Origin of the sequence: Henriciella algicola (genome assembly GCF_003576245.1) — a bacterium.
In the GTDB taxonomy this organism is placed as follows: Bacteria; Pseudomonadota; Alphaproteobacteria; order Caulobacterales; family Hyphomonadaceae; genus Henriciella; species Henriciella algicola.
Map to the genome: position 1 here is coordinate 57138 of NZ_QWGA01000007.1, position 22093 is coordinate 79230.

General features: G+C 60.1%; 25 protein-coding genes. 10 read left to right on the top strand and 15 right to left on the bottom strand.

The features are described 5' to 3' along the window. Positions 1–19 precede the first annotated feature (19 nt). From rplI to rpsF, 3 genes are read right to left on the bottom strand one after another with little or no spacing between them, the layout of a single operon-like run. Complete coding sequence (rplI, locus tag D1222_RS09935) at positions 20–613, bottom strand: 50S ribosomal protein L9 (protein WP_119454118.1); 594 nt, start codon at positions 611–613, stop codon at positions 20–22. Between the two features lie 12 nt (positions 614–625). Continuing rightward, on the bottom strand, positions 626–898 hold the full coding sequence (rpsR, locus tag D1222_RS09940) for a 30S ribosomal protein S18 (RefSeq protein ID WP_119454119.1): 273 nt from the start codon (positions 896–898) through the stop codon (positions 626–628). Between the two features lie 12 nt (positions 899–910). Then, positions 911–1246 carry a 30S ribosomal protein S6 gene (gene rpsF, locus D1222_RS09945; RefSeq protein ID WP_119454120.1) on the bottom strand — a complete coding sequence of 112 codons (336 nt, stop codon included), beginning with the start codon at positions 1244–1246 and terminating at the stop codon, positions 911–913. A gap of 229 nt (positions 1247–1475) precedes the next feature. Between rpsF and fabD the strand changes: the two genes are divergently transcribed. The 8 genes from fabD (at position 1476) to D1222_RS09985 (ending at position 8467) form a co-directional block, all read left to right on the top strand. Continuing rightward, complete coding sequence (fabD, locus tag D1222_RS09950) at positions 1476–2420, top strand: ACP S-malonyltransferase (protein WP_119454121.1); 945 nt, start codon at positions 1476–1478, stop codon at positions 2418–2420. Positions 2421–2485: 65 nt separating this feature from the next. Then, positions 2486–3226: a 3-oxoacyl-[acyl-carrier-protein] reductase gene (gene fabG, locus D1222_RS09955; protein WP_119454122.1), complete on the top strand. Its 741-nt coding sequence runs from the start codon at positions 2486–2488 to the stop codon at positions 3224–3226. Positions 3227–3333: 107 nt separating this feature from the next. Beyond that, positions 3334–3570 (top strand): acyl carrier protein, encoded by a 237-nt coding sequence (locus D1222_RS09960; RefSeq protein ID WP_119380175.1) that lies wholly within the window; start codon positions 3334–3336, stop codon positions 3568–3570. Between the two features lie 14 nt (positions 3571–3584). Then, positions 3585–4868 (top strand): beta-ketoacyl-ACP synthase II, encoded by a 1284-nt coding sequence (gene fabF, locus D1222_RS09965; protein ID WP_119454123.1) that lies wholly within the window; start codon positions 3585–3587, stop codon positions 4866–4868. Between the two features lie 59 nt (positions 4869–4927). Further along, positions 4928–5965, top strand: coding sequence for an endolytic transglycosylase MltG (gene mltG / locus D1222_RS09970; protein WP_119454124.1), 1038 nt, complete (start codon positions 4928–4930; stop codon positions 5963–5965). Further along, positions 5962–6849, top strand: a complete 888-nt coding sequence (locus D1222_RS09975) for a YicC/YloC family endoribonuclease (protein WP_119454125.1) — start codon at positions 5962–5964, stop codon at positions 6847–6849. The genes mltG and D1222_RS09975 overlap by 4 nt, the downstream gene beginning before the upstream one ends. After that, a complete protein-coding gene (gmk, locus tag D1222_RS09980; RefSeq protein ID WP_119454126.1) occupies positions 6839–7492 on the top strand; it encodes a guanylate kinase in 654 nt (217 codons plus the stop codon). Before D1222_RS09975 ends, gmk begins: the two co-directional genes overlap by 11 nt. A 54-nt stretch (positions 7493–7546) precedes the next feature. Beyond that, entirely contained in the window at positions 7547–8467 is a 921-nt protein-coding gene (locus tag D1222_RS09985) for a class 1 fructose-bisphosphatase (protein ID WP_119454127.1), read from the top strand. Positions 8468–8509: 42 nt separating this feature from the next. On the opposite strand, the gene D1222_RS09990 is transcribed toward D1222_RS09985, so the two are convergent. The 7 genes from D1222_RS09990 to plsY all read right to left on the bottom strand — a co-directional run bounded on the left by D1222_RS09990 (position 8510) and on the right by plsY (position 16712). Next, on the bottom strand, positions 8510–9400 hold the full coding sequence (locus D1222_RS09990) for an MBL fold metallo-hydrolase (protein WP_119454128.1): 891 nt from the start codon (positions 9398–9400) through the stop codon (positions 8510–8512). A 70-nt stretch (positions 9401–9470) separates the two neighbouring features. Then, positions 9471–10310 carry a 16S rRNA (adenine(1518)-N(6)/adenine(1519)-N(6))-dimethyltransferase RsmA gene (gene rsmA / locus D1222_RS09995; protein WP_119454129.1) on the bottom strand — a complete coding sequence of 280 codons (840 nt, stop codon included), beginning with the start codon at positions 10308–10310 and terminating at the stop codon, positions 9471–9473. Next, complete coding sequence (gene pdxA, locus D1222_RS10000) at positions 10300–11310, bottom strand: 4-hydroxythreonine-4-phosphate dehydrogenase PdxA (RefSeq protein WP_119454130.1); 1011 nt, start codon at positions 11308–11310, stop codon at positions 10300–10302. The genes rsmA and pdxA overlap by 11 nt, the downstream gene beginning before the upstream one ends. 18 nt (positions 11311–11328) lie before the next feature. Continuing rightward, positions 11329–12573 (bottom strand): peptidylprolyl isomerase, encoded by a 1245-nt coding sequence (locus tag D1222_RS10005; RefSeq protein WP_119454131.1) that lies wholly within the window; start codon positions 12571–12573, stop codon positions 11329–11331. Between the two features lie 120 nt (positions 12574–12693). Then, entirely contained in the window at positions 12694–14901 is a 2208-nt protein-coding gene (locus D1222_RS10010; protein WP_182481944.1) for an LPS-assembly protein LptD, read from the bottom strand. 132 nt (positions 14902–15033) lie between these two features. Then, a complete protein-coding gene (dprA, locus tag D1222_RS10015; protein WP_119454133.1) occupies positions 15034–16104 on the bottom strand; it encodes a DNA-processing protein DprA in 1071 nt (356 codons plus the stop codon). Further along, entirely contained in the window at positions 16101–16712 is a 612-nt protein-coding gene (plsY, locus tag D1222_RS10020; protein WP_119454134.1) for a glycerol-3-phosphate 1-O-acyltransferase PlsY, read from the bottom strand. Before plsY ends, dprA begins: the two co-directional genes overlap by 4 nt. A gap of 136 nt (positions 16713–16848) precedes the next feature. Here plsY and D1222_RS10025 point away from each other — a divergent pair, with 136 nt between their 5' ends. Then, positions 16849–17427: a TetR/AcrR family transcriptional regulator gene (locus D1222_RS10025; RefSeq protein WP_119454135.1), complete on the top strand. Its 579-nt coding sequence runs from the start codon at positions 16849–16851 to the stop codon at positions 17425–17427. A gap of 3 nt (positions 17428–17430) precedes the next feature. On the opposite strand, the gene D1222_RS10030 is transcribed toward D1222_RS10025, so the two are convergent. The 4 genes from D1222_RS10030 to ruvX are packed head-to-tail and all read right to left on the bottom strand — an operon-like array spanning position 17431 to position 21082. Beyond that, positions 17431–18702 (bottom strand): dihydroorotase, encoded by a 1272-nt coding sequence (locus D1222_RS10030; RefSeq protein WP_119454136.1) that lies wholly within the window; start codon positions 18700–18702, stop codon positions 17431–17433. Next, positions 18699–19646 carry an aspartate carbamoyltransferase catalytic subunit gene (locus D1222_RS10035; RefSeq protein WP_119454137.1) on the bottom strand — a complete coding sequence of 316 codons (948 nt, stop codon included), beginning with the start codon at positions 19644–19646 and terminating at the stop codon, positions 18699–18701. The genes D1222_RS10030 and D1222_RS10035 overlap by 4 nt, the downstream gene beginning before the upstream one ends. A gap of 54 nt (positions 19647–19700) precedes the next feature. Beyond that, positions 19701–20627, bottom strand: a complete 927-nt coding sequence (locus D1222_RS10040) for an AEC family transporter (RefSeq protein WP_119454138.1) — start codon at positions 20625–20627, stop codon at positions 19701–19703. Continuing rightward, on the bottom strand, positions 20624–21082 hold the full coding sequence (gene ruvX / locus D1222_RS10045; protein WP_119454139.1) for a Holliday junction resolvase RuvX: 459 nt from the start codon (positions 21080–21082) through the stop codon (positions 20624–20626). Before ruvX ends, D1222_RS10040 begins: the two co-directional genes overlap by 4 nt. 79 nt (positions 21083–21161) lie before the next feature. Between ruvX and gatC the strand changes: the two genes are divergently transcribed. Then, positions 21162–21449, top strand: coding sequence for an Asp-tRNA(Asn)/Glu-tRNA(Gln) amidotransferase subunit GatC (gene gatC / locus D1222_RS10050; protein ID WP_119454140.1), 288 nt, complete (start codon positions 21162–21164; stop codon positions 21447–21449). Between the two features lie 189 nt (positions 21450–21638). Here gatC and D1222_RS10055 read toward each other — a convergent pair whose 3' ends face one another. After that, positions 21639–22088, bottom strand: a complete 450-nt coding sequence (locus tag D1222_RS10055) for a DUF6491 family protein (RefSeq protein WP_119454141.1) — start codon at positions 22086–22088, stop codon at positions 21639–21641. Between the last annotated feature and the right edge of the window lie 5 nt (positions 22089–22093).

Sequence of the window (22093 nt, forward strand, 5' to 3'; positions counted from 1 at the left end):
GCGTAAAACGCCTGGAGACTTATTCGTCGTCGCCGCCGTCGCGGGTGGCTTCCTCGCGCTCTGCGCTGGCTTCAGCCAGTTCAGCAGATTGCTCGGCAGCTGCGCCTTGCTGTTCGGCCTGAATCGTCTCGATGACATTCTCGCCTGCAGCCTGACGCTCAGCTTCTTCCATCGAACGGGCGACGTTCACGGTGATCTCGACGAGAACTTCCGCGTGAAGGCGAACGCCCAGCTCGTAGATGCCGATCGTCTTGATTGGCTGGTCGAGCTTGATCTGGCCGCGGCGGACCTTGAAGTCCTTCTCAGCCAGCGCATCAACGATGTCGCGGGTCGAGACGGAACCGTAGAGGTTGCCGGTGTCGGAAGACTGGCGGATAAGAACGACTTCTGCGCCGTCCATGCTGTTGCCGGTCGACTGTGCTTCGTCGCGTGCGTCTGCGTTGCGCTTCTCGATGAGCTCACGCTCTGCAGCGAAACGGGCGCGGTTGCGATCGTTTGCGATCAGCGCCTTGCCGCGTGGCAGCAGGAAGTTACGGGCAAAGCCGTTCTTCACGGTGACTTCTTCGCCAAGCTCGCCAAGGTTTTCGACGCGTTCAAGAAGGATGATGTCCATGTGTCAGTCCTCCTATTTAACGGTGAATGGCAGGAGCGCGAGCATACGGGCGCGTTTGATGGCGCGGGCAAGCTTACGCTGGTTCTTGACGTTCACTGCAGTGATCCGCGACGGGACAATCTTGCCCTTCTCGGAGATGTAGCGCTGCAGCAGTTTGACATCCTTGTAGTCGATCGCCGGGGCGCCTTCGCCCGAGAACGGATCAACCTTGCGGCGGCGGTTGAAGGTGCGCCGGGCAGGGATGTTGGTGATGTTGATATCACCCTGATTGTTTTCTGAAGACATAACTCTCGCTCCCTAGTCCTTGCGGCCCTTGCGGCCCATCATCGGGGACGGCTCTTCGTCCAGCTCTTCGACCTTGATCGTCATGTAACGGATGACGTCGTCGGAGATACGGTGACGACGCTCAAGCTCGTGCACGGCGGCTGCTGGACCGTCGATGTTGAGCAGGGAGTAGTGTCCCTTGCGCTGCTTGTTGATCGGGTAGGAGAGGTTGCGCAGACCCCAGTATTCGGTCTTGCCGACCTTTGCGCCCTGGCTTTCCAGCCATTGGCCGAGCTCTTCGATCTGGCTCTCGACCTGTGCAGGCGAAATGTCCGGACGCGAGATCAGCACGTGTTCATAAAGTGCCATAATGGTCTTTCCCTGGTGTTCAGAATGCGGCGCTGGAACGCGGGAAGACGTTCCGGCGATGGCCCCCAGTCATCCGGCTCATTCCGGACACCAGGACCGCACCCCGTGTGAAGAGGCGGCTTAAAGCCCAAACTGCCAAAAGAATCAAGCAGACTTGCGAGTCTGCGAGCAGCCATCTAGGCAGTCGGCCAAATCAGAATCCAGAGATCAGACTGAAGGGCAGGACCGCATGACCAAGTTCGCGTTCATTTTTCCCGGACAGGGCAGCCAATTCATCGGCATGGGCAAGGACCTTGCCGCTGCGTATCCAGAAGCGCGTGAAGTCTTCGAGACGGTGGACGCGGCGCTCCATCAGGACCTTTCGAAATTGATCTGGGAAGGCGATGAGGAAGAGCTGAAGCTGACGGCTAATACGCAGCCAGCGCTCATGGCTGTCAGCGTTGCCGCCATCCGCGCGCTTCAGACCCATGGCATCGGTCCGGACAAGGCTGCTTTCGTGGCAGGCCACTCGCTTGGTGAGTATTCCGCACTGGCCGCGAGCGGTGCCATCGAGCTCGCAGACGCGGCGCGCATTCTGCGTATCCGCGGCAATGCCATGCAGGCGGCTGTGCCTCCCGGTGAAGGTGCGATGGCGGCCCTGCTTGGTGCCACGCCGGAACAGGCAGTCTCGCTTTGCGAGCTTGGCCGCGCTGATGGCGGTGCCTGTGAGATCGCGAATGATAATGCGCCCGGGCAAATTGTGATTTCAGGCGCGAAAGCGGCTGTTGAACTCGCTGCTTCCAAGACCGGAGAAGTCGGTATCAAGAAGGCAATGATGCTGCCAGTCAGTGCGCCATTCCACTGTTCCATGATGCAGCCTGCTGCCGACGAGATGATGAAGGCGCTTTCGGACATCGAGATCAAGGCGCCCTCCGTGCCTCTGATCGCAAATGTTACAGCAGAGCCGACGAGCGACCCGGTCGCGATCCGTAAGCACCTGATCGAGCAGGTTTGCGGCCAGGTCCGCTGGCGCGAGAGCGTTGAGTTCATGGCGGCCCAAGGTATTGAGCTGACGGTCGAGGCGGGCGCCGGAAAGGTGCTCAGCGTCATGAACCGCCGTACCGCCAAGGACATTGAGGGGCTGACACTGGGCACGCCAGAAGACATAGAATCGGTTGCTAAGCGTCTCGGCTAGGGCGACAAGGGTCGAAACCGAGAACGAGACGGCAGAAGCCGCAAGCAAGGAAGGACGAGAGCCGCATGTTTGATCTCAGCGGACGCACAGCGCTAGTGACCGGGGCCTCAGGTGGCATCGGCAGCGCAATTGCGAAATCCCTGTCTGAAGCAGGCGCCAAGGTTGCCCTGTCCGGCACGCGTGAAGGCGTTCTGGAAGAGGTGCGCTCCGGCCTGCCGGGTGAGGGCGTCGTCGTTACGGCAAACCTGTCAGACGCAGAATCGGTCGACAGCCTTGTCGGGCGCGCCGAAGAAGCGCTGGGCGGCGGTCTCGATATTCTCGTCGCCAATGCAGGCATCACGCGCGACAAGCTGCTCATGCAGATGAAGCCTGAAGACTTTGATGATGTGATGAACGTCAATCTTGGCTCTTACTATCGCCTGACCAAGTCAGTGGTGCGGGGCATGATGAAGCGCCGCCACGGCCGTATCATCGGTATCACGTCCATTGTCGGTGTGACCGGCAATCCGGGACAGGCAAACTACTGCGCGTCAAAGGCCGGCATGATCGGCTTCACCAAAGCGCTTGCCCAGGAAGTCGCGAGCCGCGGCATCACCGCGAACTGTATCGCGCCGGGCTTTATCGAATCGCCCATGACGGATGTGCTGCCAGACGCGCAGAAAGAAGCGCTGCTTGGTCAGATCCCGTCTGGAAAACTCGGCCAGGGCAGTGATATTGCTTCGGCTGCGGTCTATCTTGCTTCATCGGAAGCCGCCTATGTCACGGGGCAGACACTGCACGTGAATGGTGGCATGGCGATGATCTAGGCAAAGGCACCCAACAGTTGCAGCCCTTGGCGTTCTCTTTATCAGTGTGCTAACGGGCAACCCAAGACGAACAGTCTTCCTATCAGACATTATGAGAGAGGTTTTCCATGTCTGACGTTTTCGAGCGTGTAAAAAAGATCGTTGTCGAGAATCTCGACGTTGAAGCAGACAAGGTCACGGAATCGGCGAGCTTCATCGACGATCTCGGCGCTGACTCCCTCGACCTGGTCGAGCTGGTCATGGCTTTCGAAGAAGAGTTCAACATCGAAATCCCTGACGACGTTCAAGAGAACATCCGTACCGTTGGTGACGCTGTCACCCACATCAAGGCTCACGTCTCTTAATCGGGAGTAAGCTGATGCGCCGCGTAGTTATTACTGGAATCGGCCTGGTGTCGCCGCTCGCTAATGGGCGCGAGGCAACCTGGGAGAGGCTTCTTGAGGGCAAGTCGGGGGCAGGTCCTATCGACCTGTTCGATACCAAGGACGTGCCCTGCAAGATTGCCTGTCAGGTTCCGTGGAATGATGGACGCGGCGGCGGTAGTGCCGACGATCCTCACTCATTCGATCCGGACAAGGCGGCGAGCGCCAAAGAGCGCCGTCGCATTGACGAGTTCATTCTCTATGCACTCGCAGCAGCCGACGAATGTGTTGAGGATTCAGGCTGGAAGCCCGAAACCGACGAGCAGAAAGAGCGCACAGGCGTTCTGATCGGCTCTGGCATCGGTGGCCTACAGTCCATCTACGACACCGCCATTACACTGCACACACAGGGCGCACGCCGCGTGAGCCCGTTCTTCATCCCGTCCGCACTGATCAACCTCGCTTCTGGCCAGGTCTCGATCCGTCACGGGTTCAAGGGGCCGAACCATTCTGTGGTGACGGCCTGTGCAACCGGTGCCCACGCCATCGGCGACTCGGCCCGTCTCATCCAGTATGGCGACGCGGACCTGATGCTTGCTGGCGGTGCAGAGGCCGTGATCTGCGAGATCGGCATTGCCGGTTTCTGCGCAGCCAAGGCCATGTCCACCAGCTTCAATGACACGCCTGAGAAAGCATCCCGTCCTTATGACAAGGACCGCGATGGCTTCGTCATGGGCGAAGGCGCAGCGATCCTGATGCTCGAAGAGTATGAGCATGCAAAGGCACGCGGCGCGAAGATCTATGCAGAGGTCGCAGGCTATGGCCTGACGGGCGATGCCTATCACATCACGGCGCCTGCTGAAGGCTCCGAGGGCGGCTACCGCGCCATGAAAATGGCGCTGGATCATTCCGGCCTCGACGTGAGCGACATCGATTATGTGAACACGCACGGCACCTCGACGCCGAAAGGCGACGAAGGCGAGATCGGTGCGGTCGAACGTCTGTTCGGTGAGCATGCGAAGAACCTGTCGCTGTCATCGACCAAGTCCGCTGTCGGTCACCTTCTAGGGGCTGCTGGTGCGATTGAGGGCGCTTTCTGTGCGCTTGCGCTGCGTGACCAGGTCATGCCGCCGACGCTCAATCTCGACAATCCGAGCGTCGACACGCAGATCGATCTCATTCCGCACAAGGCCAAGAAGGGCAAGGTTCGTGCAGCCATGTCGAATTCCTTCGGTTTTGGCGGCACCAATGCGTGTCTTATCCTCAAACAGGCTGACTAGTTCCCTAAGCGATAAAGCTCAGGCAAGGTAAGGCCAGCCTGTATAGTGGGGGAGTAGATATGCGGTTCATCAAGGCGCTTCTGGCGATTGTATTCGTGCTGGTCGTGGTCGGCGCAGCTGCGGCTGTTGGCGGCTGGTTCTGGCTGCAGAACGAAATCAGCGAACCCGGGCCTCTCGCCGAGAGCGCTGTGTTTGAAGTGCGCCAGGGCGACCATGTCGGCGGCGTTGCCCAGCGGCTGGAAAGCCAGGGCATCATCTCCAATGCAGATGTGATGAAGCTGCATGCGCGGCTCTCTGAACAGCAGGCCGGGCTGAAAGTCGGAGAGTACGCCATTCCGCCCCGCGCGAGCATTGCCGGCATCATGGAGCTGCTCGTGTCCGGCGATGTCATCAAATATCGGATCACTGTGCCTGAGGGGCTTACCACGGCACAGGTGCTTCGCATCGTCGAGAACCATCCGGAGCTGGAAGGCGACATGCCGGAGCGTGAGATTGGCGAAGGCACGCTTCTGCCAGACACCTATATTTTCTCGGCCGACAAGTCGCGCGCCGCGATGATCGAGCGGATGGAGAAGGCCCAGGACGACCTGCTCGAAGAGCTCTGGCCGCAGCGCGCAGATAATCTTCCAATCTCGACCATTGAGGAGGCGATCATTCTGGCTTCCGTCGTCGAGAAGGAGACCGGAAGCGCCGATGAGCGCCCGCTCGTGGCTGGACTCTTTACCAACCGCCTTCGGCGCGGCATGCGCCTCGAGAGCGACCCGACGGTCATTTATGGCGTCTCCCGCGGTGAACCGCTTTACCGGACGCTGAACGGTCAACGCGTCCGCCGCACGCTCTATCGCTCTGAGCTCGACCGTGTCACCGACTGGAACACGTATGAGATTGACGGTCTGCCAAAGACGCCGATCTGCAATCCGGGGCGTGACGCGATCGCGGCTGTGCTGGATCCGCCGGAAACCGATTACATCTTCTTCGTTGCCGATGGCACGGGCGGACATGCCTTTGCCGAAACTCTGTCGGAGCATAACCGCAACGTCGCTGCCTATCGTGCCTATGAGCGCCGTGAGATCGCGCGTGAGCGAGGCCAGGAGTGAGCGCACGCGTTTCATCAATGACAGGCTTTGCCCGGGTCTCTGGCGAAGCAGACTGGGGCAGTTGGGCAATCGAGGCGAAAAGCGTCAATGGCCGCTCCCTAGATGTGCGCGTGAATGTGCCCGGCGGGTTTGAAGAGGTGGAGCGCGCGATAAAGCAGGCGGCATCCAAGCTGTTTGCGCGCGGGAATATCCAGATTGGCCTGCGGATAGAAGTGTCTGGCGGCGTAGAGACGCTTAGCGTGAATCACGATGCGCTGCAGCAGCTGCTACGGGCTTTTGAGAAGGCGTCCGGCCGGGCCGCAGACCTTGGGGCTATCGCTTCGCTCATGGGCATCAAGGGCGTCGTGGAGACGGGCCAGAGTTCAACCCGAGCTGTCGCGAGCGAGGAGGCTGTCGCGGCATTACAGGCTGGCGGTGATGATCTCGTGGCACAGCTCAACGCCGCGCGTCTGGAAGAGGGCGCCGCGCTGGAAGAGATGCTCAGCGGGTATCTCGCTGAAATGGCGCGTGTGGTTGATGAGGCAGAGGCGCTTGCAGCTGACCAACCCAAGCTTCTGAAAGCCCGGCTCGAGAAGCAGCTCGCAGAGCTGGATGCCAGCGACAAGGTAGATGGCGAGCGGCTAGCGGCTGAGATTGCGCTGTCGGTCGCCAAGGCAGATGTGCGCGAGGAAATCGACCGGCTTCGGGCCCACATTGAGAGCGGCAGGGGCCTCCTGAAACAGGGTGCACCGATCGGCCGCAAACTCGATTTTCTCGCGCAGGAGTTCAACCGCGAGGCCAACACGCTCTGCTCAAAATCGGCCAGCCTCGATTTGACGAATGCGGGACTCGCGCTCAAAGGGCTCGTAGATCAGTTCAAGGAGCAGGCAGCAAATGTCGAATAGCGGCCATCCGAAAGACGAGGGCGAGCGCAGAGGCCTGATGCTCGTCATTTCCTCTCCATCCGGCGCAGGCAAGACTACGCTCTGCAAGAAGCTGATGGAGGAGTTTTCCGACATCAAGCTGTCGGTCTCCGCGACGACGCGGCCAGAGCGGCCGGGCGAAGTCGATGGCAAGGACTATCACTTCAAATCGGTGGATGAATTCCGCTCGATGATTGCGCAGCGGGAGTTTCTGGAATGGGCGCTGGTGTTCGATAACCTCTATGGCACGCCGCGCGCAGATACCGAGGCGCTGCTTTCCAGCGGCCATGACGTTCTGTTCGATGTGGACTGGCAGGGCGCTGATGCGCTGCATGATCAGATGCCGCGCGATGTCGTGTCAGTCTTCATTCTTCCGCCAAGCATCGAGGCGCTGAAGTCGCGTCTCGCGGCGCGTCCAGGTTCAACCGATGAGATCGTCGAGCGGCGCATGCGCGATGCAAAAGCCGAAATGCGTCATTGGCGGCGCTATGACTATGCCATCGTCAATGATGACCTCGAGATTGCCTATCAACGACTGAAGCGCATCCTGCTGGTCGAGCGACTGAAGCGTCTGCGTCAGCTCAGCCTGGAAGACCATGTGCGCGAGCTGATGGGCGAGGCCTGAGCCTGTATTGGCTGACTGAAAGAAATTCTATTCTGGGGGGCGTAAGCCAAAGCAATGACGACATATTTCAATAGCCGCACACCAGCGCTGGACGGTATCTACACCGCGCTCTTTCTCGCATCAGAGAAGATCTATGCAGAGTTGAAGAAGGGCGCCGGGCTCAAATTCGCGACTTCAAGCAATGAGTCGGGCGACGACCAGATCGAACTCGACGTTATCGCGGATGAGGCGTTTTTCAACGCGCTCAAGACGGACAACAATGTGCGTTATGTCGTGTCTGAGGAACGTCCCGGTCTGAACAAGATTTCTGACGGACCTTATAGCGTTGCGCTGGACCCCCTCGATGGATCGAAATCTGCGCTCGTCGGCATTCCATCTGGGGCGATTTTTGCGATCTTTGAGAACGCCGAAACCGATGCCGATTTCAACGGCAGGAACATCGTCAGCGGTGGCTTCTTTGTCTTCGGGATGAATCTTGAGGCCTATTTCGCCGATGGTGACAAGGTTTACAAAGGTCTTTTCGACGGCACGGACTGGACCGTCATGCCGATTGAGGGCGGGCTTCCTTCGGCCGACGTGCTGGCCATCAATGGGCAGAACCAGATGGTCTGGCCCGAATGGCTGCAACGCCATTATGCCAGCCTGCTCGATACGAGGGGCGGCACGGTAAAGCCGCACAATATGCGTTGGTACGCCTCCATGGTGTCGGACATGAAGCGTATGGTGCTGCAGGGCGGCCTGTTTGCTTATCCATCGGCGAATATCAAAGGGTATGAAGAAGGAAAGCTTCGCCTCGTCTATGAAGCCATCCCGATGGCCTTCCTTATTCAGGCGATGGGCGGCGCATCAACGAATGGTGAGCAATCAATCCTGGAAATGCCGGTTGAAAAGCTGCACCAGAAGACACCTGTCTTCATCGGTGAGAAGAGCAAGATCGCTGCTGTCGAAGCGGCCCGGAAGGCCGGCCCAGTCTGATAACTCCACCACCATGCGATGCACGAGAGCTGGTGCGCGCTACTACTCGGTGGTGGGGTCAACGACTTCAGGGCGCATGAGCATATAGGACCGGTCCTCCAGAATGCGGTAGACACCGGCGATGTTCTGCGCGCGCCAGTCTTCGTAGTTGCGAAGGTCACTATATGCGTCGAGCCTGAGCTCCCCCTGCAGCGTTTCGAGAGACTGGCCGGCGATCATGCCGTTGCGGACACCGTCATAAAGCTGTGTAATGTAGCCAAGATAGTGTTCGACGCCCTCGCGCCCGCCAATGTCAGCATGGCCGCCGACGAACATGTCCCAGTCGAGCTTCAGGATGTCCTTCGTTGAGCGGATCATGCCTTCAATGTCGTAGCCCTTCATGTCCTCATAGGGCATCCGGCCGATCAGCGCCCAGTCGACCACGAACATGACGTCCTGATCTTCGAAATGCATGCTGACTGAGCCATAGCCATTATTGGGGCCATGATAGCGAAGGCGGAGCGTTTCACCGTCGAGTTTTAGCGCCAGCTCATCCTCGAATGTGATGTCGGGAAGTATCGTTTGCGCCCCGCTCATGGCCAGGTTTTCTGCAGCCATCTCATGCGCCACAAAGACGGTATTGGGGGCGTCAAAGACCTCGGCGCCATAGGCGTGGTCGTGATGGTTGTGGCTATAGACGACATAACGAACAGGCAAAGCGAACTGGCGGTCCAGTTCCTTCTTAAGCCACGTTGCCGCTTCGGTGTTGAGCGTATCGATGAGGAGGATTTCCTCATCTCCCACCCAGACCATCGACCGGTAGCTGCCCGCCACGAACCGGTAGAGATCTGGCTTCACCTCTTCGAGGGCGTAGGTCGTTTCGTCTGCCTGTGCTGAGGCCAGTTGGATGGGCGCAAGGGCGATGGCGATCAGGGCGAGGCTGGTGCGGGGCATTGAGGGCTCCTTGAAACGGGAATGACGTTTCTGGAGCTATGGCGGCGCGCTTGCCTCTCAAGCAGCAGAGTTAGCCGGCGTTCCCGAGATAGGTGGCGAGCGCCCTGAACTCATCCTGGGTCAACGTTTCGGCGCGGGCGGTGGGGTCGATGTTGCAGCTCTCCAGCCAAGTGGTGGCGTCAATGCCGCGCGTCTTGGCGAGCGCCTTCAGACTTGCGCGGAGCATCTTGCGGCGCTGGCCGAAGGCTGCGGTAGACACCTTCTCTAGCGTATCAAGATCAGCAAAGCGCCTGTCGGGCGCTAGCGGGGTTAGAACAGCGACGGCGCTGTCGACCTTGGGCGGCGGGCGGAAGGCACCGGGGGGCAGGGTGAAGGCGATATGAGCATCGCAGACAGCATGGGTGAGAACCGCGAGCCGGCCATAATGCGGCGTGCCAGGGCCAGCGACGATGCGCTCAGCCACTTCCTTCTGGAACATGAGCGCCATCTCACCGCGCCAGTCACCGGTCTTGAGCCAGTCGACCAGAAGGGGGGTGCCGACATTGTAGGGCAGGTTGGCGACGATCATCGCAGGCAAGGTGCCGCCTGACTCTTCGATGATGCTGGTCCAGTTTATTTTACGGGCATCGTGCTGGTAAACGTGCAGGCGTCCCTCTGCGGCTTCAGGCCAGGTTTCGAGTGCGTTGGCAAACCGCTCATCGGCCTCGACGCAGATCAGTTTGGCGACGCCTTCGTTGAGCAGCGCGCGTGTCAGGCCGCCGGGGCCGGGCCCGACCTCGATCACTGTGCGCCCTTCGACGGGGCCGGAGGCGAGCGCCGTGCGTCGCAATATGTCCGGGTCAAAAAGGAAGTGCTGACCGAGTGCCTTGCGGGCAGGGGCCTCAGTAAGGCGGGGTGTTTCATCCGTCATGGCGGGCTCTCTGTGCGGCCATCTCGCTGGCAAGGCGAATCGCGGCGATCAGGCTGTCGGGGCGCGCCTTGTTCTCGGCGGCTGCATCATAGGCCGTGCCGTGATCGGGACTGGTACGTATGACGGGTAGGCCAAGCGTCGTGTTCACACCGCCCCACATATCCAGCGTCTTTACGGGGATCAGGCCCTGATCGTGCGTCATGGCAATGACGGCATCGAAGCGGCCAACCAGCGTTTCTGCGAAGATCGTGTCCGCTGACCGCGCGTCGGACACGTCGATGCCCTCCTTGCGCAGGCGGTCTGCAACGGGGTTGATGATGTCGCGTTCTTCAAGGCCGATTGTGCCGCTTTCGCCCGCATGGGGGTTGAGGCCGGTCAGCCCGATACGCGGAGTGTCGATGCCAAAGTCTCGCGTCAGAGCCCGTGCTGTCGTGCGGATCACCGTCTCCAGCGTAGTCGGCGTGAGGTAATCGAGAATGCGCATGAGCGGAACATGGATGGTGGCAAGCGCAACCCGAAGCCCGCCGCCAACGAGCATCATGACGGGGGGACTGGCCTGACCGGTTTCAGCCTCACAGAGCTCGGCCAGGTACTCAGTATGCCCAGGGTGACGAAAGCCAGCGCTGTAGAGAACGGCCTTTGAAATCGGGTTCGTGACGACGCCGCCAGCGAGGCCAGCGAAAGTGTCGGCCATAGCCCGGTCGATACTCTCAACGATAGCCGGGGCTAGCGCGCTATCGGGCGTGCCAGTGGTAAATGGGGGCAGGGGGTTGCTGAGCGACAGGACGGGTAGCTTATGCTTGAAAACGCGCGAGGCATCGGCTGGACTTTCAATCGTAGCCGCAGCCTCCCCGTAGATGGCGGGATCACCGGTCACATAGAAGGGTGTGGTGCCAGGGTCTGCAGACAGGGCGTCCCAGGCGCGCAGCGTGATCTGTGGCCCGCAGCCAGCCGGGTCGCCCATGGTGACGGCCAGCGGCAGGTCCTCAGAATTGGCCATGGAAGTGTCCGGACTGCTTTAGCTGCCGCGCTGGATGATCGTCGCTTCACGGCGCAGGTTGCGCAGCGAGCGCTGGGAGATCATCTGCAGCTCACGGCCAAACAGACGGTCTTCCATCTCCTCACGGGTCGGCACGGCGGCGCCAGACTGGCGACGGTCGCAGACATACATGACGGCGAGCGTACCGGATGTCGCGAAGACCTGCGTAGGCTGACCAATACCGACTTCGGAGATCATGTTCTGGCCTTCAGAGCCGAGGTCCTCGACGCGAATGTCAGACAGCTCGTTAGCGCTGAGATTCGGGTCACCATCTGCGGCAGCGACAGCCGCCTCGCAGCTATTGGCCTGGCTTGCGGCATCGCGAAGGGCGTCTTCCGACCCGTCGACCACGGCGAGACGAACGAGGTCGACGCGGGTCTCAAGCTCGTTAGGGTCGCGCTTGGCCTTGTAATTGATCAGATAGATGCCGTCCGAAACGGTGATCGGTTTGGAGATACCGGGGCCGGACATGCCACGCACGGCATCGGCCACCTCAGGATCAATATCATCGAGAGCCACCCAACCCATATCACCGCCAGCGGCGGAGGTTGGCGCTGACGACAGGCGTTGCGCAGCCAGTGAGAACGGCGCGCCAGCTTCGAGCTGTTCGAGAATAGTGCCCGCGCCCTGAATGGCCTGTGCCTTGTCCTGCTCGGTCGGGGCGTAGAGGAAGATTTCGTCCAGATTGTATTGAACCTGCGTCAGCGCGGTGCGCTGCTGTTCGATGGCTTCATCGATCTGGTTACGTGAAACGCGGATGCGCGAACCGTAGAGACCGCCCATGATACGGCGCCATGCAATCTCTGCGCGCATCTGGTCTTCGAGGCTGGATGGGTTCACGCCGGACTGGAGCAGGACATTGACGAGGCCATCACGGTCGAGACCGGACTGGCGTGCCATGTCAGCGATTGCGCGGTTGATGTCGTCTTCGGACACTTCAACCTCGTACTCGGCCGCTTCCTGAAGCTGTAGCTTCTCGTCGATCAGTTCATCGAGTGCTTGCGATGTAATCTGCTGGATCTGCTGCTGCGTTGGCTGTTGCGCACCGAGGGTGAGCAGCAGAAGGCTGCCGCGCTCTCGCACGTCGCTGTAGGAGATCGGCTGATCGTTCACGATCGCCACAATGCCTTCAATTGTCTGCGTTTCTTCCTGCGCCATGGCTGGTGCTGAAAGAGAGACGGTTGTGACGGCGACGAGCGCGGACGTCATAAGTGTTTTCATCATCGCAAACCTCCAAGGTGACGCGGTAGACGGTGCTGTTCCCTTGCCCGCGCGAAGCATACCCAGCATCACATGACGCGCAACGGTGTGCGTTCAGTGATGCTGGATGAAGCGCATCGCGGACTAGTCGAAATTGCGGGACCCCAATTCACCGATGGTCTTGAAGCCAAAGCGGAACACGATGGATTCCGAAGGCCCAAGCTCCCGGTTCGTTGTGCCCTGGCGCTCATAGACGAGCTCGAAGCGCGAGCAATCGTCTTCATAACCAATGCCGATGCCCTGGCGGATGTTGAGGTTCTGCTCAAATTCGCGCTGAAGCTCGAACAGGATCAGGATATTGTCGCGCACGAACACTTCACCGAGTAGGAAGAGACCTTCCTGGCGCACGCCCGAGCGCGTGATGCTCTCGTCGATCCGGTAATAGATCGCTTTCGTACGGGCGATATCTTCGATGTTGACGTTCAGAGCGGTGTCGAGCCGGTTGATATCCAGGCTGTCATCGTCGAGGCGAAGCTTCGTATCGATGCTGAAATAGTCATTGAACTCAACCGACGCGCTGACCAGCCAATCGCTGACGGTACCGTCCAGATTGCTCGGAACGTCGAAAGCCGGGTCGGCTTCGCTGCGCCACCGACGACCAACGAGACCGGAAATCTCAAACCCGTTCTTCCAGCGAGCGGTTGCCGAAATCCCTGCGCCCAGCTTTTTGTCGCCTTCGTAAAGGTCGTAACCGGCCTGCGCATTGGCATCGAACAGAGAAGATGTATCGAGCTCGAAGAAGGCGCCATCCTCAATCGGGATTGGCTCATCGTTCGGTGTACCCGTCGACACCGCACCCATGACGATTGGTTCTACCAACAGGTCTACATTGCGGCCCGGACGATAGAAGGGCATCGACAGCTTGACGCCCGTGGAACCGACACCGCGTGTGATGGTGTTGCTCTCATCCACAGTCGGAAAGTCATTGATGTTGTAATAGTCGAAGCGTGCTTCGGCGAAAGGCTCAACGATGAGGCCGCCTGGAATGATGCGCTGGGTAGACCAGTCAGCACCCGCAGACGCGCGGCGGCTGTCCACGCCTTCAACGCGCTCGAGAAAGGCTGCGGAGCCAGTTAGGCTGAGATAGCCGTACTTGCCGAAATCGACATCATACTGCGAGTTGATCAGCGGCAGGACGTCAGCGATGCGATCCTCTGCAATGCCTTGCGCTTGCAGGTTGTCAAAGGTCTGGATGGACGCATCGACATACCAGTTCTTTGCTTGGCCTTGCGTGTAGAGCTGCGACAGCAGCGTCTTGGGCTGGCTGTAATAGATGCCGCGGCGATCGTTCTCACCGTCAACGTCGTAGCGGTCTGTGTAGAGGTCATCGCTGGCCTCTTCGACGGCGAAACCCCAGTCCCAGTCTTCGGAAATGCGGAAACGGCCATCGGCGAAGAAGTGTCCTCGGAAGGCCTTGTTGTTGAGCCGCTCACCATCATCATCGAAACGTGCTTCGTTGGTGAAGCTGAAGTTCATGTTCACATCGCCGCTATAGAAGCGTTTGCGATAGTCAAACTCCAGGCGCGGATCGATTTTGGTGTAGAAAGCTGGCGCGACGACGAGGTCCTGATAGGGCGAAATCGCCCAGTAATAGCGCGGCTGGAGGAAAGCACCGTACTTCGTGGATGCGCCAAAGCGAGGCACCAGGAAGCCGGAACGGCGCTCTGACTGCGGATCCGGGTGCGAGAAATACGGGAAGTAGACAACCGGAACGCCCGCAATCTCGAACACGGCATCCCGGTAAGTGAACATGCCGGTTTCTTCGTTCAGCACTGCCTTGCGAGCGCGGATCGACCAGGTCGGTGTGCTCTGGCCTTCGCAGAGCTCACACGCGGTGAAGACGGCGCGGTCCAGCTCAGTAATAGTTTCGTTGCGGCGCTCCGCCGTGTTTGCGGCGGCGGTTTCGCCTTCCGGGGTGCGAAGTGAGAAGCCCGTGGCGAAACCATCAACGAGGCGAGAGTCGGTTTCAATCTCTTCGGCGAAACGCTCGGTGCCATCAGGCTCGGTGATAACGATGTCGCCCTGAGCACGAACCCGTCCGGTTTCGCGGTTATAGGTCAGCTTGTCAGCGGTGAGAACGCGTTCACCATATTCAGCGCGGACGTTTCCTTCAGCGACAACCAGGTTTTCGTTTTCAAGTACGTAAGCATTGTCGGCGTCGAGAATGACGCGCTCTTCCACAACAGCATCGTCCTGTTCGGAAACCTCTTTCGTCTCCGTATCCTGGGCAATAGCCGGAAGGGCGGCTGTCGCGACAAGTAATGACGCAAGAGAAATCTTCAAACTGGCCATGCCGCCTCCCCTCGATACGAACAGGTTACCTTGAATTCGCATAAGCGCAGTCCCGGCACAGGTCTACACTTCTAACCAGCCTGAAAGGGACTTTCCTGAATTTCTAGCTGATTTGTAAGGCGCAGCTATTAACTATACCTTTGAGGCCAGTCCACCCGCATGGGTCAAGGCGCGTCCTTCCAATTCGAGCTCCATCAACCTCGCCGCGCACTGTCTGGCCGTGCAACCGCTGGCGCGTGCAATATCGGCGATGGGAAGAGGGGTTGGCGAAAGGGCTTCCACGATGCGCTCTGTCAGGCCGTCATCCTCTGCTTGAGAAGTGTCGGGCGGGTCTAGTGGTAGTGTCGGGTGGAAATGGACAGTCGTGTCCTCAATCTGTGAGGCGACGGCTTCGAGGACGTCCTCTGCATGGCGCACCAGGGTTGCGCCTTCGCGCAGCAGCCGGTTGGTGCCAGCCGCGCGCCTGTCCAGCGGTGAACCGGGGACGGCCATCACTTCGCGGCCCTGCTCACCAGCCATGCGGGCCGAGATGAGAGAGCCTGAGCGCTCTGTTGCTTCGATGACGACGGTGCCCACGGCGAGGCCCGTAATGATGCGATTGCGGCGGGGAAAATCCTGCGCAGTGGCGCGGCGGCCGAAGGCGCGTTCAGACACGACGAGGCCTGACTGCTCAATCTCATGGTAGAGCGCCTCGTGCTGCGGCGGGTAGATCTGGTCGACGCCGCCAGCGAGCACAGCGATTGTGCCCGTATTGAGGGCAGCCTGATGCGCTTCACCGTCAATGCCGCGGGCGAGGCCCGATGCGATGACGAGGCCTGCCTTGCCAAGCGCGGCAGCAAGTTCTCTCGCGATCTTGCGACCTGCAGCAGAGGCGTCGCGCGCGCCGACGAGCGCAATGGCGGGACGTTGTAACAGGGTGGTGTCGCCCAGCACGGTGAGCACGGGCGGCGGCGGCGACAGTTCGCCGAGAGCGACCGGATATTCCTCGTCTTCGGAGAAGATCAGCTTCGCGCCACGATTGGATGCTATGTCCATTTCGCGTCGGGCTGCATCGAGGTCAGCCCGGTTGCCGGCGCGTTTTACGGCGTCCTGCGGCGAGCCGTATTTTGCCAGCAGCTGGAAGAAAGTAACCGGCCCGACCTGCGGCGCCCGCGCTAGCGCGAGCCAGGAGACACGGCGCTCCTCGCTGGAGCCGCTGTTCAAGCGGCGTCCTTCTTCTTCTGTCCGAATTTCGGTTCGGTGCCAGAGAGAAGACGTTTGAGGTTGGCGCGGTGGGTCCAGAAGACCAGCGCACTCAGCACGACAAGCACGCCGACGGCGAACTGCGTCTCACCCAGTAGCCAGCCACCGATCGGGACCAGCGTTGCCGCTGTGAGGGCTGCCAGTGACGAGATGCGTGAGAAGAAGAAGACGGCCAGCCAGATCGGTGCGGCAATCAGGAAGCCTTTCCAGGAGGCGAACAGAAGCAGGCCTGCATATGTCGCAACGCCCTTGCCGCCCTTGAAGCGTAACCAGATCGGGTAGCAGTGGCCGATGAACGCGAAGACGCCAGCGATCAGTCCGACATTCCGGTCACCGAAAACGAGGGCGAAACCGACAATGGCAAGGCCCGCCTTGAAGCTGTCGAGGAGGAGGGTGGCGAGCGCCAGATCCTTGCGCCCCGTGCGCAGGACATTGGTCGCGCCGATATTGCCCGACCCAATCTCGCGGATGTCGCCTAGACCTGCGGCGCGCGTGATAAACAGGCCAAACGGGATTGAGCCGAGAAAATAGCCGCCGAGAGCAGCGATGATGAAGGCGATGCCATCCATGATATTGTGTCCTGACAGGATACGAGCGGCGGGGAGGGGTTTTGTGTGCGTGTCTGGGAGTGAGGTCAAGACGCGGTGCGAAAGACGCAAATGCCTTTAACCATCGCTTTGCCCTTGATCATTATAGGATCTGTCGATGATGACAGCTGACACTGAAGCCGTTCAGACTGTGCCTGCACGGGAGAAAATCCTGCAGGCGACCCTAGACCTCATTCCAGACTGGGGGCCGGACCGCATCACGCACCGGCTGGTTTCAGCCGAAGCCGATGTGTCTCCGGGCACGATCACCTACCATTTCGATACGATTGATGCGCTGCTGTCAGACGCCTTCCGGCTCTACATGGCTGACTATGAGGCCGGGCTGGATGAGGCGCTTGAAGCGCGACCATTGCGGTCATCCCGCGATGTCGTGCAATTCCTGATGATGCTGATCGCGACCTCGCCAGAGCGCGCTGACTTGGCGCGTATCGAATATGCGATGATCGCCTATGCGCAGCGTGACGAGCTTCTCCAGCAGGAGGTGACAGCTTGGGCGGAGCTCTTGCCAGCACGCCTGTTTGATGCGCTACGCCGGATTGGCGATCGGTATCCAGATGTGTCGGTGTCGCGGCTCGTGCGCTATTGCCGGGGCGTCGAATTTGACGTGCTCTCGCGCGGGCTCAGCATCGATCTTGTCGAGCTTGAGGGTGAGCTTCTTTCTCTGCTCGACGTCTGAGACCTATCTCTGAAATACGGTCTCGCCGCCGATAATTGTGTGCATGACGCGGCCAACCATCCGGCGCCCGTCAAAGGGCGAGTTGAGGGACCGCGATAGCAGGTTCTCGCGCTCGCAATGCCAGGGTTTGTCCGGGTCGAACAGGATGAGGTCTGCTGGCAGGCCCGCGGCAAGTCGGCCTTGTGGTACGCCGATGAGCTTGGCCGGTGAGGATGTGATGGGGCGCAGCGCGTCGAGCAGGCTGAGCCGCTCATCCTGAACCAGAACGAGGAGTGCCGAAAGGACCGTCTCAAGGCCGGCGGCACCAAAGGCAGCTTCGCCGAATGGGAGACGCTTTTCTTCGGGCGGCTGTGGGTCGTGGGCGGAGACGACAGCATTGATTTCACCGGCTGCGAGGGCATCGATCAGTGCCTGTCGATCATCCTCATTGCGGAAGGGTGGATTGACCTTGCAGTAGGTCAGGTAATCGCCGACGTCGGTTTCGTTGAAGAAGAGGTGATGGGCGGCAACGCTGACATAGACTTCGACACCGCGGTCCCGGGCCTCACGGATGATGTCGAGGCTGCGCGCGGTCGAGACCTGATCGACGAGAAGGCGGCAGCCTGTTGCTTCAGCAAGAAGCAGGTCACGGGAGAGGCCAATCCATTCGGCTTCGCGTGGCAGACCAGAGAGCCCCATTCGCGCGGCGCGGGCGCCTGAATTCATGACACCCTTCGCAGAAAGGGCGTATGTGTCGGCGCGGCTTGAGACCATGACATCGCAGCTGGCGGCATAGGCCATAGTGCGGCGAAGGACTGAGGTGTCCTCAATCGGCCAGTCGCCATTCGTGAAGAAGACAGCGCCAGAGCCCTGCATCAGGCTGATTTCGGACATGGCCTTGCCCTGAAGCCCCATGGTCAACGCGCCTGCTGGATAAATCCTTGTCTTAGATGTCTCGCGGCCGCGATTGGTGATGAACTGGACGAGGGCGACGTCGTCAATGACCGGTTCGGTGTCCGGCATGACGACCATGCTTGTCACACCGCCAGAAACGGCTGCGCGGGACGCGGTTTCGAGCGTTTCGCGTTGTTCGCCGCCGGGTTCACCGGTCTTGACGCGGAGGTCTACGAGGCCGGGTGAAAGGCAAAGGCCTGACGCATCGATCAGCGTATCGGCGCCGCCGCTGACGTCTCCAACAGCGGAGATTTTGCCGTCCTCAATGAGCAGGCTTCCCAAGTCATCGAGGCCGGATGCCGGGCAGAGCAGGCGGGCATTTGTGATCAGGGTCCGGCTCATACGCTTCTTCCTGCGAGCAGTTTGAGCACAGCCTCGCGGACCGCGACGCCCATCTCGACCTGCTGTGTGATGACAGAGCGCTCACCGTCAGCGATGGCGCTCTCGATCTCGATGCCGCGGTTCATTGGGCCTGGATGCATGACGGTCGCGTCGCTGGCGGCGCGAGCGAGGCGTTCTTTCGTGAGGCCGAAATTGCGGAAATATTCGCGCTGGCTTGGAAGATAGGCGCCGTTCATGCGTTCCATCTGCAGGCGAAGCATCATGACGACATCTGCGCCCTCAATGGCGTCATCGAAGCTATGCGTGGTGCGCGCGGCGCCCCAGTGTTCTGTGCCCGATGGCAGAAGCGTAGCCGGGCCGCAGAGTGTGACTTCGGCGCCAAGCAGGTGCAAGGCGAGTGTTGTCGAGCGGGCGACGCGTGAGTGCAGGATGTCCCCGCAGATCGTGACTTTCAGCCCTTCGATCCGCCCCTTGGTGCGCCGGATGGTGAGCGTGTCGAGCAAGCCCTGCGTCGGGTGCTGGTGGGTGCCGTCGCCGGCATTGATGACCGCGCAATCCACTTTCCGGGAGAGTAGCTTGACCCCGCCGGAGGCCGAATGACGGATCACGATCGCGTCGGGGGACATCGCATTCAGCGTCATCGCCGTATCGATCAGTGTCTCGCCTTTCTTGACGCTGGACTGGGCGATGGGCATCGCCACGACGTCGGCGCCAAGGCGTCTCGCGGCGATTTCGAAGCTGGACATGGTGCGGGTCGAATTCTCGAAGAAGAGATTGATGACCGTCATGTCCTTGAGGTGCGGCTCCGGCCGACGACCCGCGCGCGTTGCCTCGGCAAACTCTTCGGAAAGATCGAGAATATGTTCGATATCGAGCCGGGACAGATCCTCAATGCTCAATAGATGCTTGTGACCAAACTTGTAGCTGTAGCCCGGAATGGACATGCGCTGCCTTTCGATTTTCGGCGGTTTAGGCGCGTTTCCGCCCCCCCGCAAGGCCTAGAACAGCGCGAAGCTGAGACAGGCAAACCAGATGACCGGCATGGTGATGAGAGAGAGGACCGTCTGCATCGCGATGAGATTGGCGGCAAGCGGCGCATCACCGCCGAGCTGGCGGGCCAGGATGTAGGAGCTGGTCGCAGTCGGGACCGATGCACTGATGACGGCGATGGCGAGCGGCGTGCCGCTGATACCGAGGACGAGCGCGCCGCCTATGGCGAGTATCGGCAAGCCGATGAGGCGCACGAGCGACCAGGTTACGGTCTTGAGGCCCGAACGGCCAAGCGCGGCGATGTCCATTCCGGCACCTGCAGCGAGCAGGCCGAGCGCGATCGTTCCCTGACCAAGAAGATCTATGGTGAGGTCGAGGAGGGGAGGGATTTCGATGTTGAGCGCAGCAAGAAGGCCGCCCACGGCGCAGGCGATGATGAGCGGATTGCGCACGAGCTCCTTGACCGGGTTTCGCTTTGGCAGGCCTTCGCGTTCGGCGTGGCTGGTGAGTGCTGCGACGCTGAGCACATTGGCGGCCGGGATCATCGCGGCCGCTGCGATAGAGACGAGGGCGAGGCCTTCATCACCGAACAGGGCGCTGGCGATAGATAGGGCGACAAAGGTGTTCCAGCGAACATTCGACTGGATGATCGAGCCGACTTCCGGGCGTCTTATGCCGGGCCAGCGGCGGGCCAGCAGCCCGAACGCGCCGAGCAGGCCTTGCGCGGCGATCAGCAAGGCCATGAGTGCCCATGGCGCCTCTTCAAAAGGCGCGTTGGCCAGTGCGCGAATGATCAGGGCTGGAAAGAGGACGACATAGGCGAGGCGTTCGATCGCGCGCCACCCATCATCCGTGATGGTCTTGCGCCAGCCTAGAAACCGCCCCAGCGCGACGATCAGGATCACTGGAACGAGCGCTGAGAGGAAGGCGCTCATGAGGCGTTTGCCAGCCTGTCGATGGCCGTCTGAAGGATGATGGCGGCCGCCGAAGCGTCGATGAGTTCTGCGCGCCGCGCACGCGAGAGGTCGCCTGCGATCATGGCGCGCTCGGCCTCGCTGCTGGATAGTCGCTCATCCTGAAAGGCGATGGGAATGTCACGCCGCGCAATGATGTTGCGGGCAAGAGCGCGGGCCGACTGGGCGCGCGGACCTTCACTTCCATCCATATTGAGCGGCAGGCCCATGACGAGGCCGACCGTCTTTCTCTGATCGATGATTTCGAAGAGGCGGTCGAGGGAAGGGCCAAGCTTGCGGCCCTTCTTGATGGTCTCGATGGGCGAGGCGATCAGGCGGCCTGCGTCACAGGCGGCGATGCCCAGCGTTTTGGAGCCGGGGTCAATGCCGATCAGCGGCCCGCTGGGTGGAAGATCGAACAGGTCGATGGTCGCCATGTGAGGCTCTGTGCCCCCTTCTCTTGAATTTGCCCTGCCTAGCGCGTATCGCACGGTTCTGTCGATTGGAGACCCGCTCATGAGTGTCACGAAGGAAGATGTCCGCAAGGTAGCCCGCCTGTCGCGCATTGCCGTGAGCGAGGACCGTCTGGAGCCGTTGGCCAACGAGCTCACCTCCATCATGGGCTGGATCGAGCAGCTGAACGAAGTGGATGTCGATGGGGTCGAACCGATGACCTCTGTCGTCGATGCAACGCTGCCGATGCGCGATGACGTTATTACCGACGGCAACATTCAGGACCAGGTGCTGGCAAATGCGCCAAAGAGCGAAGACGGCTTCTTCGTCGTTCCGAAGTCGGTCGAATAAGAAAGTAATTTAGGCGTTTGCTCGGCACTTGCTTTCTGGGCGGTGCTGACCCGAAACCCCGTAACAGGCGCGCGGCGTGGCGCCGACCAACGATTTATTCGGTCGGATACTTCTGACAGCAATCAGAAAAAAAAAGCCCCGCAGACGTGAACGCGTCTGCGGGGCTTTCTCGTTTCAAATTGTTCAATTCTACTGGAGTGAAGCGACCTCAGTCGGCAACTGATGCTCGTTCCATTCATAGATCGCTTTGATCTTGCAGCTGCTCTGGAACCCTGAATCGGGAATACCAGCGGTGAAACCGCTATAGGACTGGGCCACAAGACGCTGTTGATTGCTCAGGCATTCGCCATTTCGTTCACGCTCAACAGCGAGATTCAATGTGCCAGCGAGCTCGCTGCATGGATCATCAGTTTCAATCAGATATTCCTGCCCGGTTGATGCTCTTACGATCACGGTCCGATCTGTCGTTTCGCGGTAGGCGAAGGTCGGTTGAATGCCACACACTTCCGCCCGTTCGGTGCCTATGCGAGAGTCTGCGAGGTACGACATGGATGCGACTGATGTTGGTGCAACTGCCTGAGTGTTCGTGCATGCTGCGAGCGTAGCTGCCGCAAATGTCGCTGGAATCAGAGTACGCATGGACG

Excerpts from the sequence above, each read along its gene's own strand:
- ruvX (WP_119454139.1), bottom strand. The coding sequence starts at position 21,082 with ATGGCGACCATCGACCTGTTCGATCTTCCACCCAGCGGGCCGCTGATC.
- D1222_RS10030 (WP_119454136.1), bottom strand. The coding sequence starts at position 18,702 with ATGAGCCGGACCCTGATCACAAATGCCCGCCTGCTCTGCCCGGCATCC.
- fabD (WP_119454121.1), top strand. The coding sequence starts at position 1,476 with ATGACCAAGTTCGCGTTCATTTTTCCCGGACAGGGCAGCCAATTCATC.
- pdxA (WP_119454130.1), bottom strand. The coding sequence starts at position 11,310 with ATGGCCAATTCTGAGGACCTGCCGCTGGCCGTCACCATGGGCGACCCG.
- fabF (WP_119454123.1), top strand. The coding sequence starts at position 3,585 with ATGCGCCGCGTAGTTATTACTGGAATCGGCCTGGTGTCGCCGCTCGCT.
- D1222_RS10005 (WP_119454131.1), bottom strand. The coding sequence starts at position 12,573 with ATGATGAAAACACTTATGACGTCCGCGCTCGTCGCCGTCACAACCGTC.
- mltG (WP_119454124.1), top strand. The coding sequence starts at position 4,928 with ATGCGGTTCATCAAGGCGCTTCTGGCGATTGTATTCGTGCTGGTCGTG.
- D1222_RS09985 (WP_119454127.1), top strand. The coding sequence starts at position 7,547 with ATGACGACATATTTCAATAGCCGCACACCAGCGCTGGACGGTATCTAC.
- D1222_RS09960 (WP_119380175.1), top strand. The coding sequence starts at position 3,334 with ATGTCTGACGTTTTCGAGCGTGTAAAAAAGATCGTTGTCGAGAATCTC.
- rpsR (WP_119454119.1), bottom strand. The coding sequence starts at position 898 with ATGTCTTCAGAAAACAATCAGGGTGATATCAACATCACCAACATCCCT.
- D1222_RS10055 (WP_119454141.1), bottom strand. The coding sequence starts at position 22,088 with ATGCGTACTCTGATTCCAGCGACATTTGCGGCAGCTACGCTCGCAGCA.
- rpsF (WP_119454120.1), bottom strand. The coding sequence starts at position 1,246 with ATGGCACTTTATGAACACGTGCTGATCTCGCGTCCGGACATTTCGCCT.
- gmk (WP_119454126.1), top strand. The coding sequence starts at position 6,839 with ATGTCGAATAGCGGCCATCCGAAAGACGAGGGCGAGCGCAGAGGCCTG.
- D1222_RS09990 (WP_119454128.1), bottom strand. The coding sequence starts at position 9,400 with ATGCCCCGCACCAGCCTCGCCCTGATCGCCATCGCCCTTGCGCCCATC.
- rsmA (WP_119454129.1), bottom strand. The coding sequence starts at position 10,310 with ATGACGGATGAAACACCCCGCCTTACTGAGGCCCCTGCCCGCAAGGCA.
- plsY (WP_119454134.1), bottom strand. The coding sequence starts at position 16,712 with ATGGATGGCATCGCCTTCATCATCGCTGCTCTCGGCGGCTATTTTCTC.
- fabG (WP_119454122.1), top strand. The coding sequence starts at position 2,486 with ATGTTTGATCTCAGCGGACGCACAGCGCTAGTGACCGGGGCCTCAGGT.
- gatC (WP_119454140.1), top strand. The coding sequence starts at position 21,162 with ATGAGTGTCACGAAGGAAGATGTCCGCAAGGTAGCCCGCCTGTCGCGC.
- rplI (WP_119454118.1), bottom strand. The coding sequence starts at position 613 with ATGGACATCATCCTTCTTGAACGCGTCGAAAACCTTGGCGAGCTTGGC.
- D1222_RS10025 (WP_119454135.1), top strand. The coding sequence starts at position 16,849 with ATGATGACAGCTGACACTGAAGCCGTTCAGACTGTGCCTGCACGGGAG.
- D1222_RS10040 (WP_119454138.1), bottom strand. The coding sequence starts at position 20,627 with ATGAGCGCCTTCCTCTCAGCGCTCGTTCCAGTGATCCTGATCGTCGCG.
- D1222_RS10035 (WP_119454137.1), bottom strand. The coding sequence starts at position 19,646 with ATGTCCATTCCGGGCTACAGCTACAAGTTTGGTCACAAGCATCTATTG.
- D1222_RS10010 (WP_182481944.1), bottom strand. The coding sequence starts at position 14,901 with ATGGCCAGTTTGAAGATTTCTCTTGCGTCATTACTTGTCGCGACAGCC.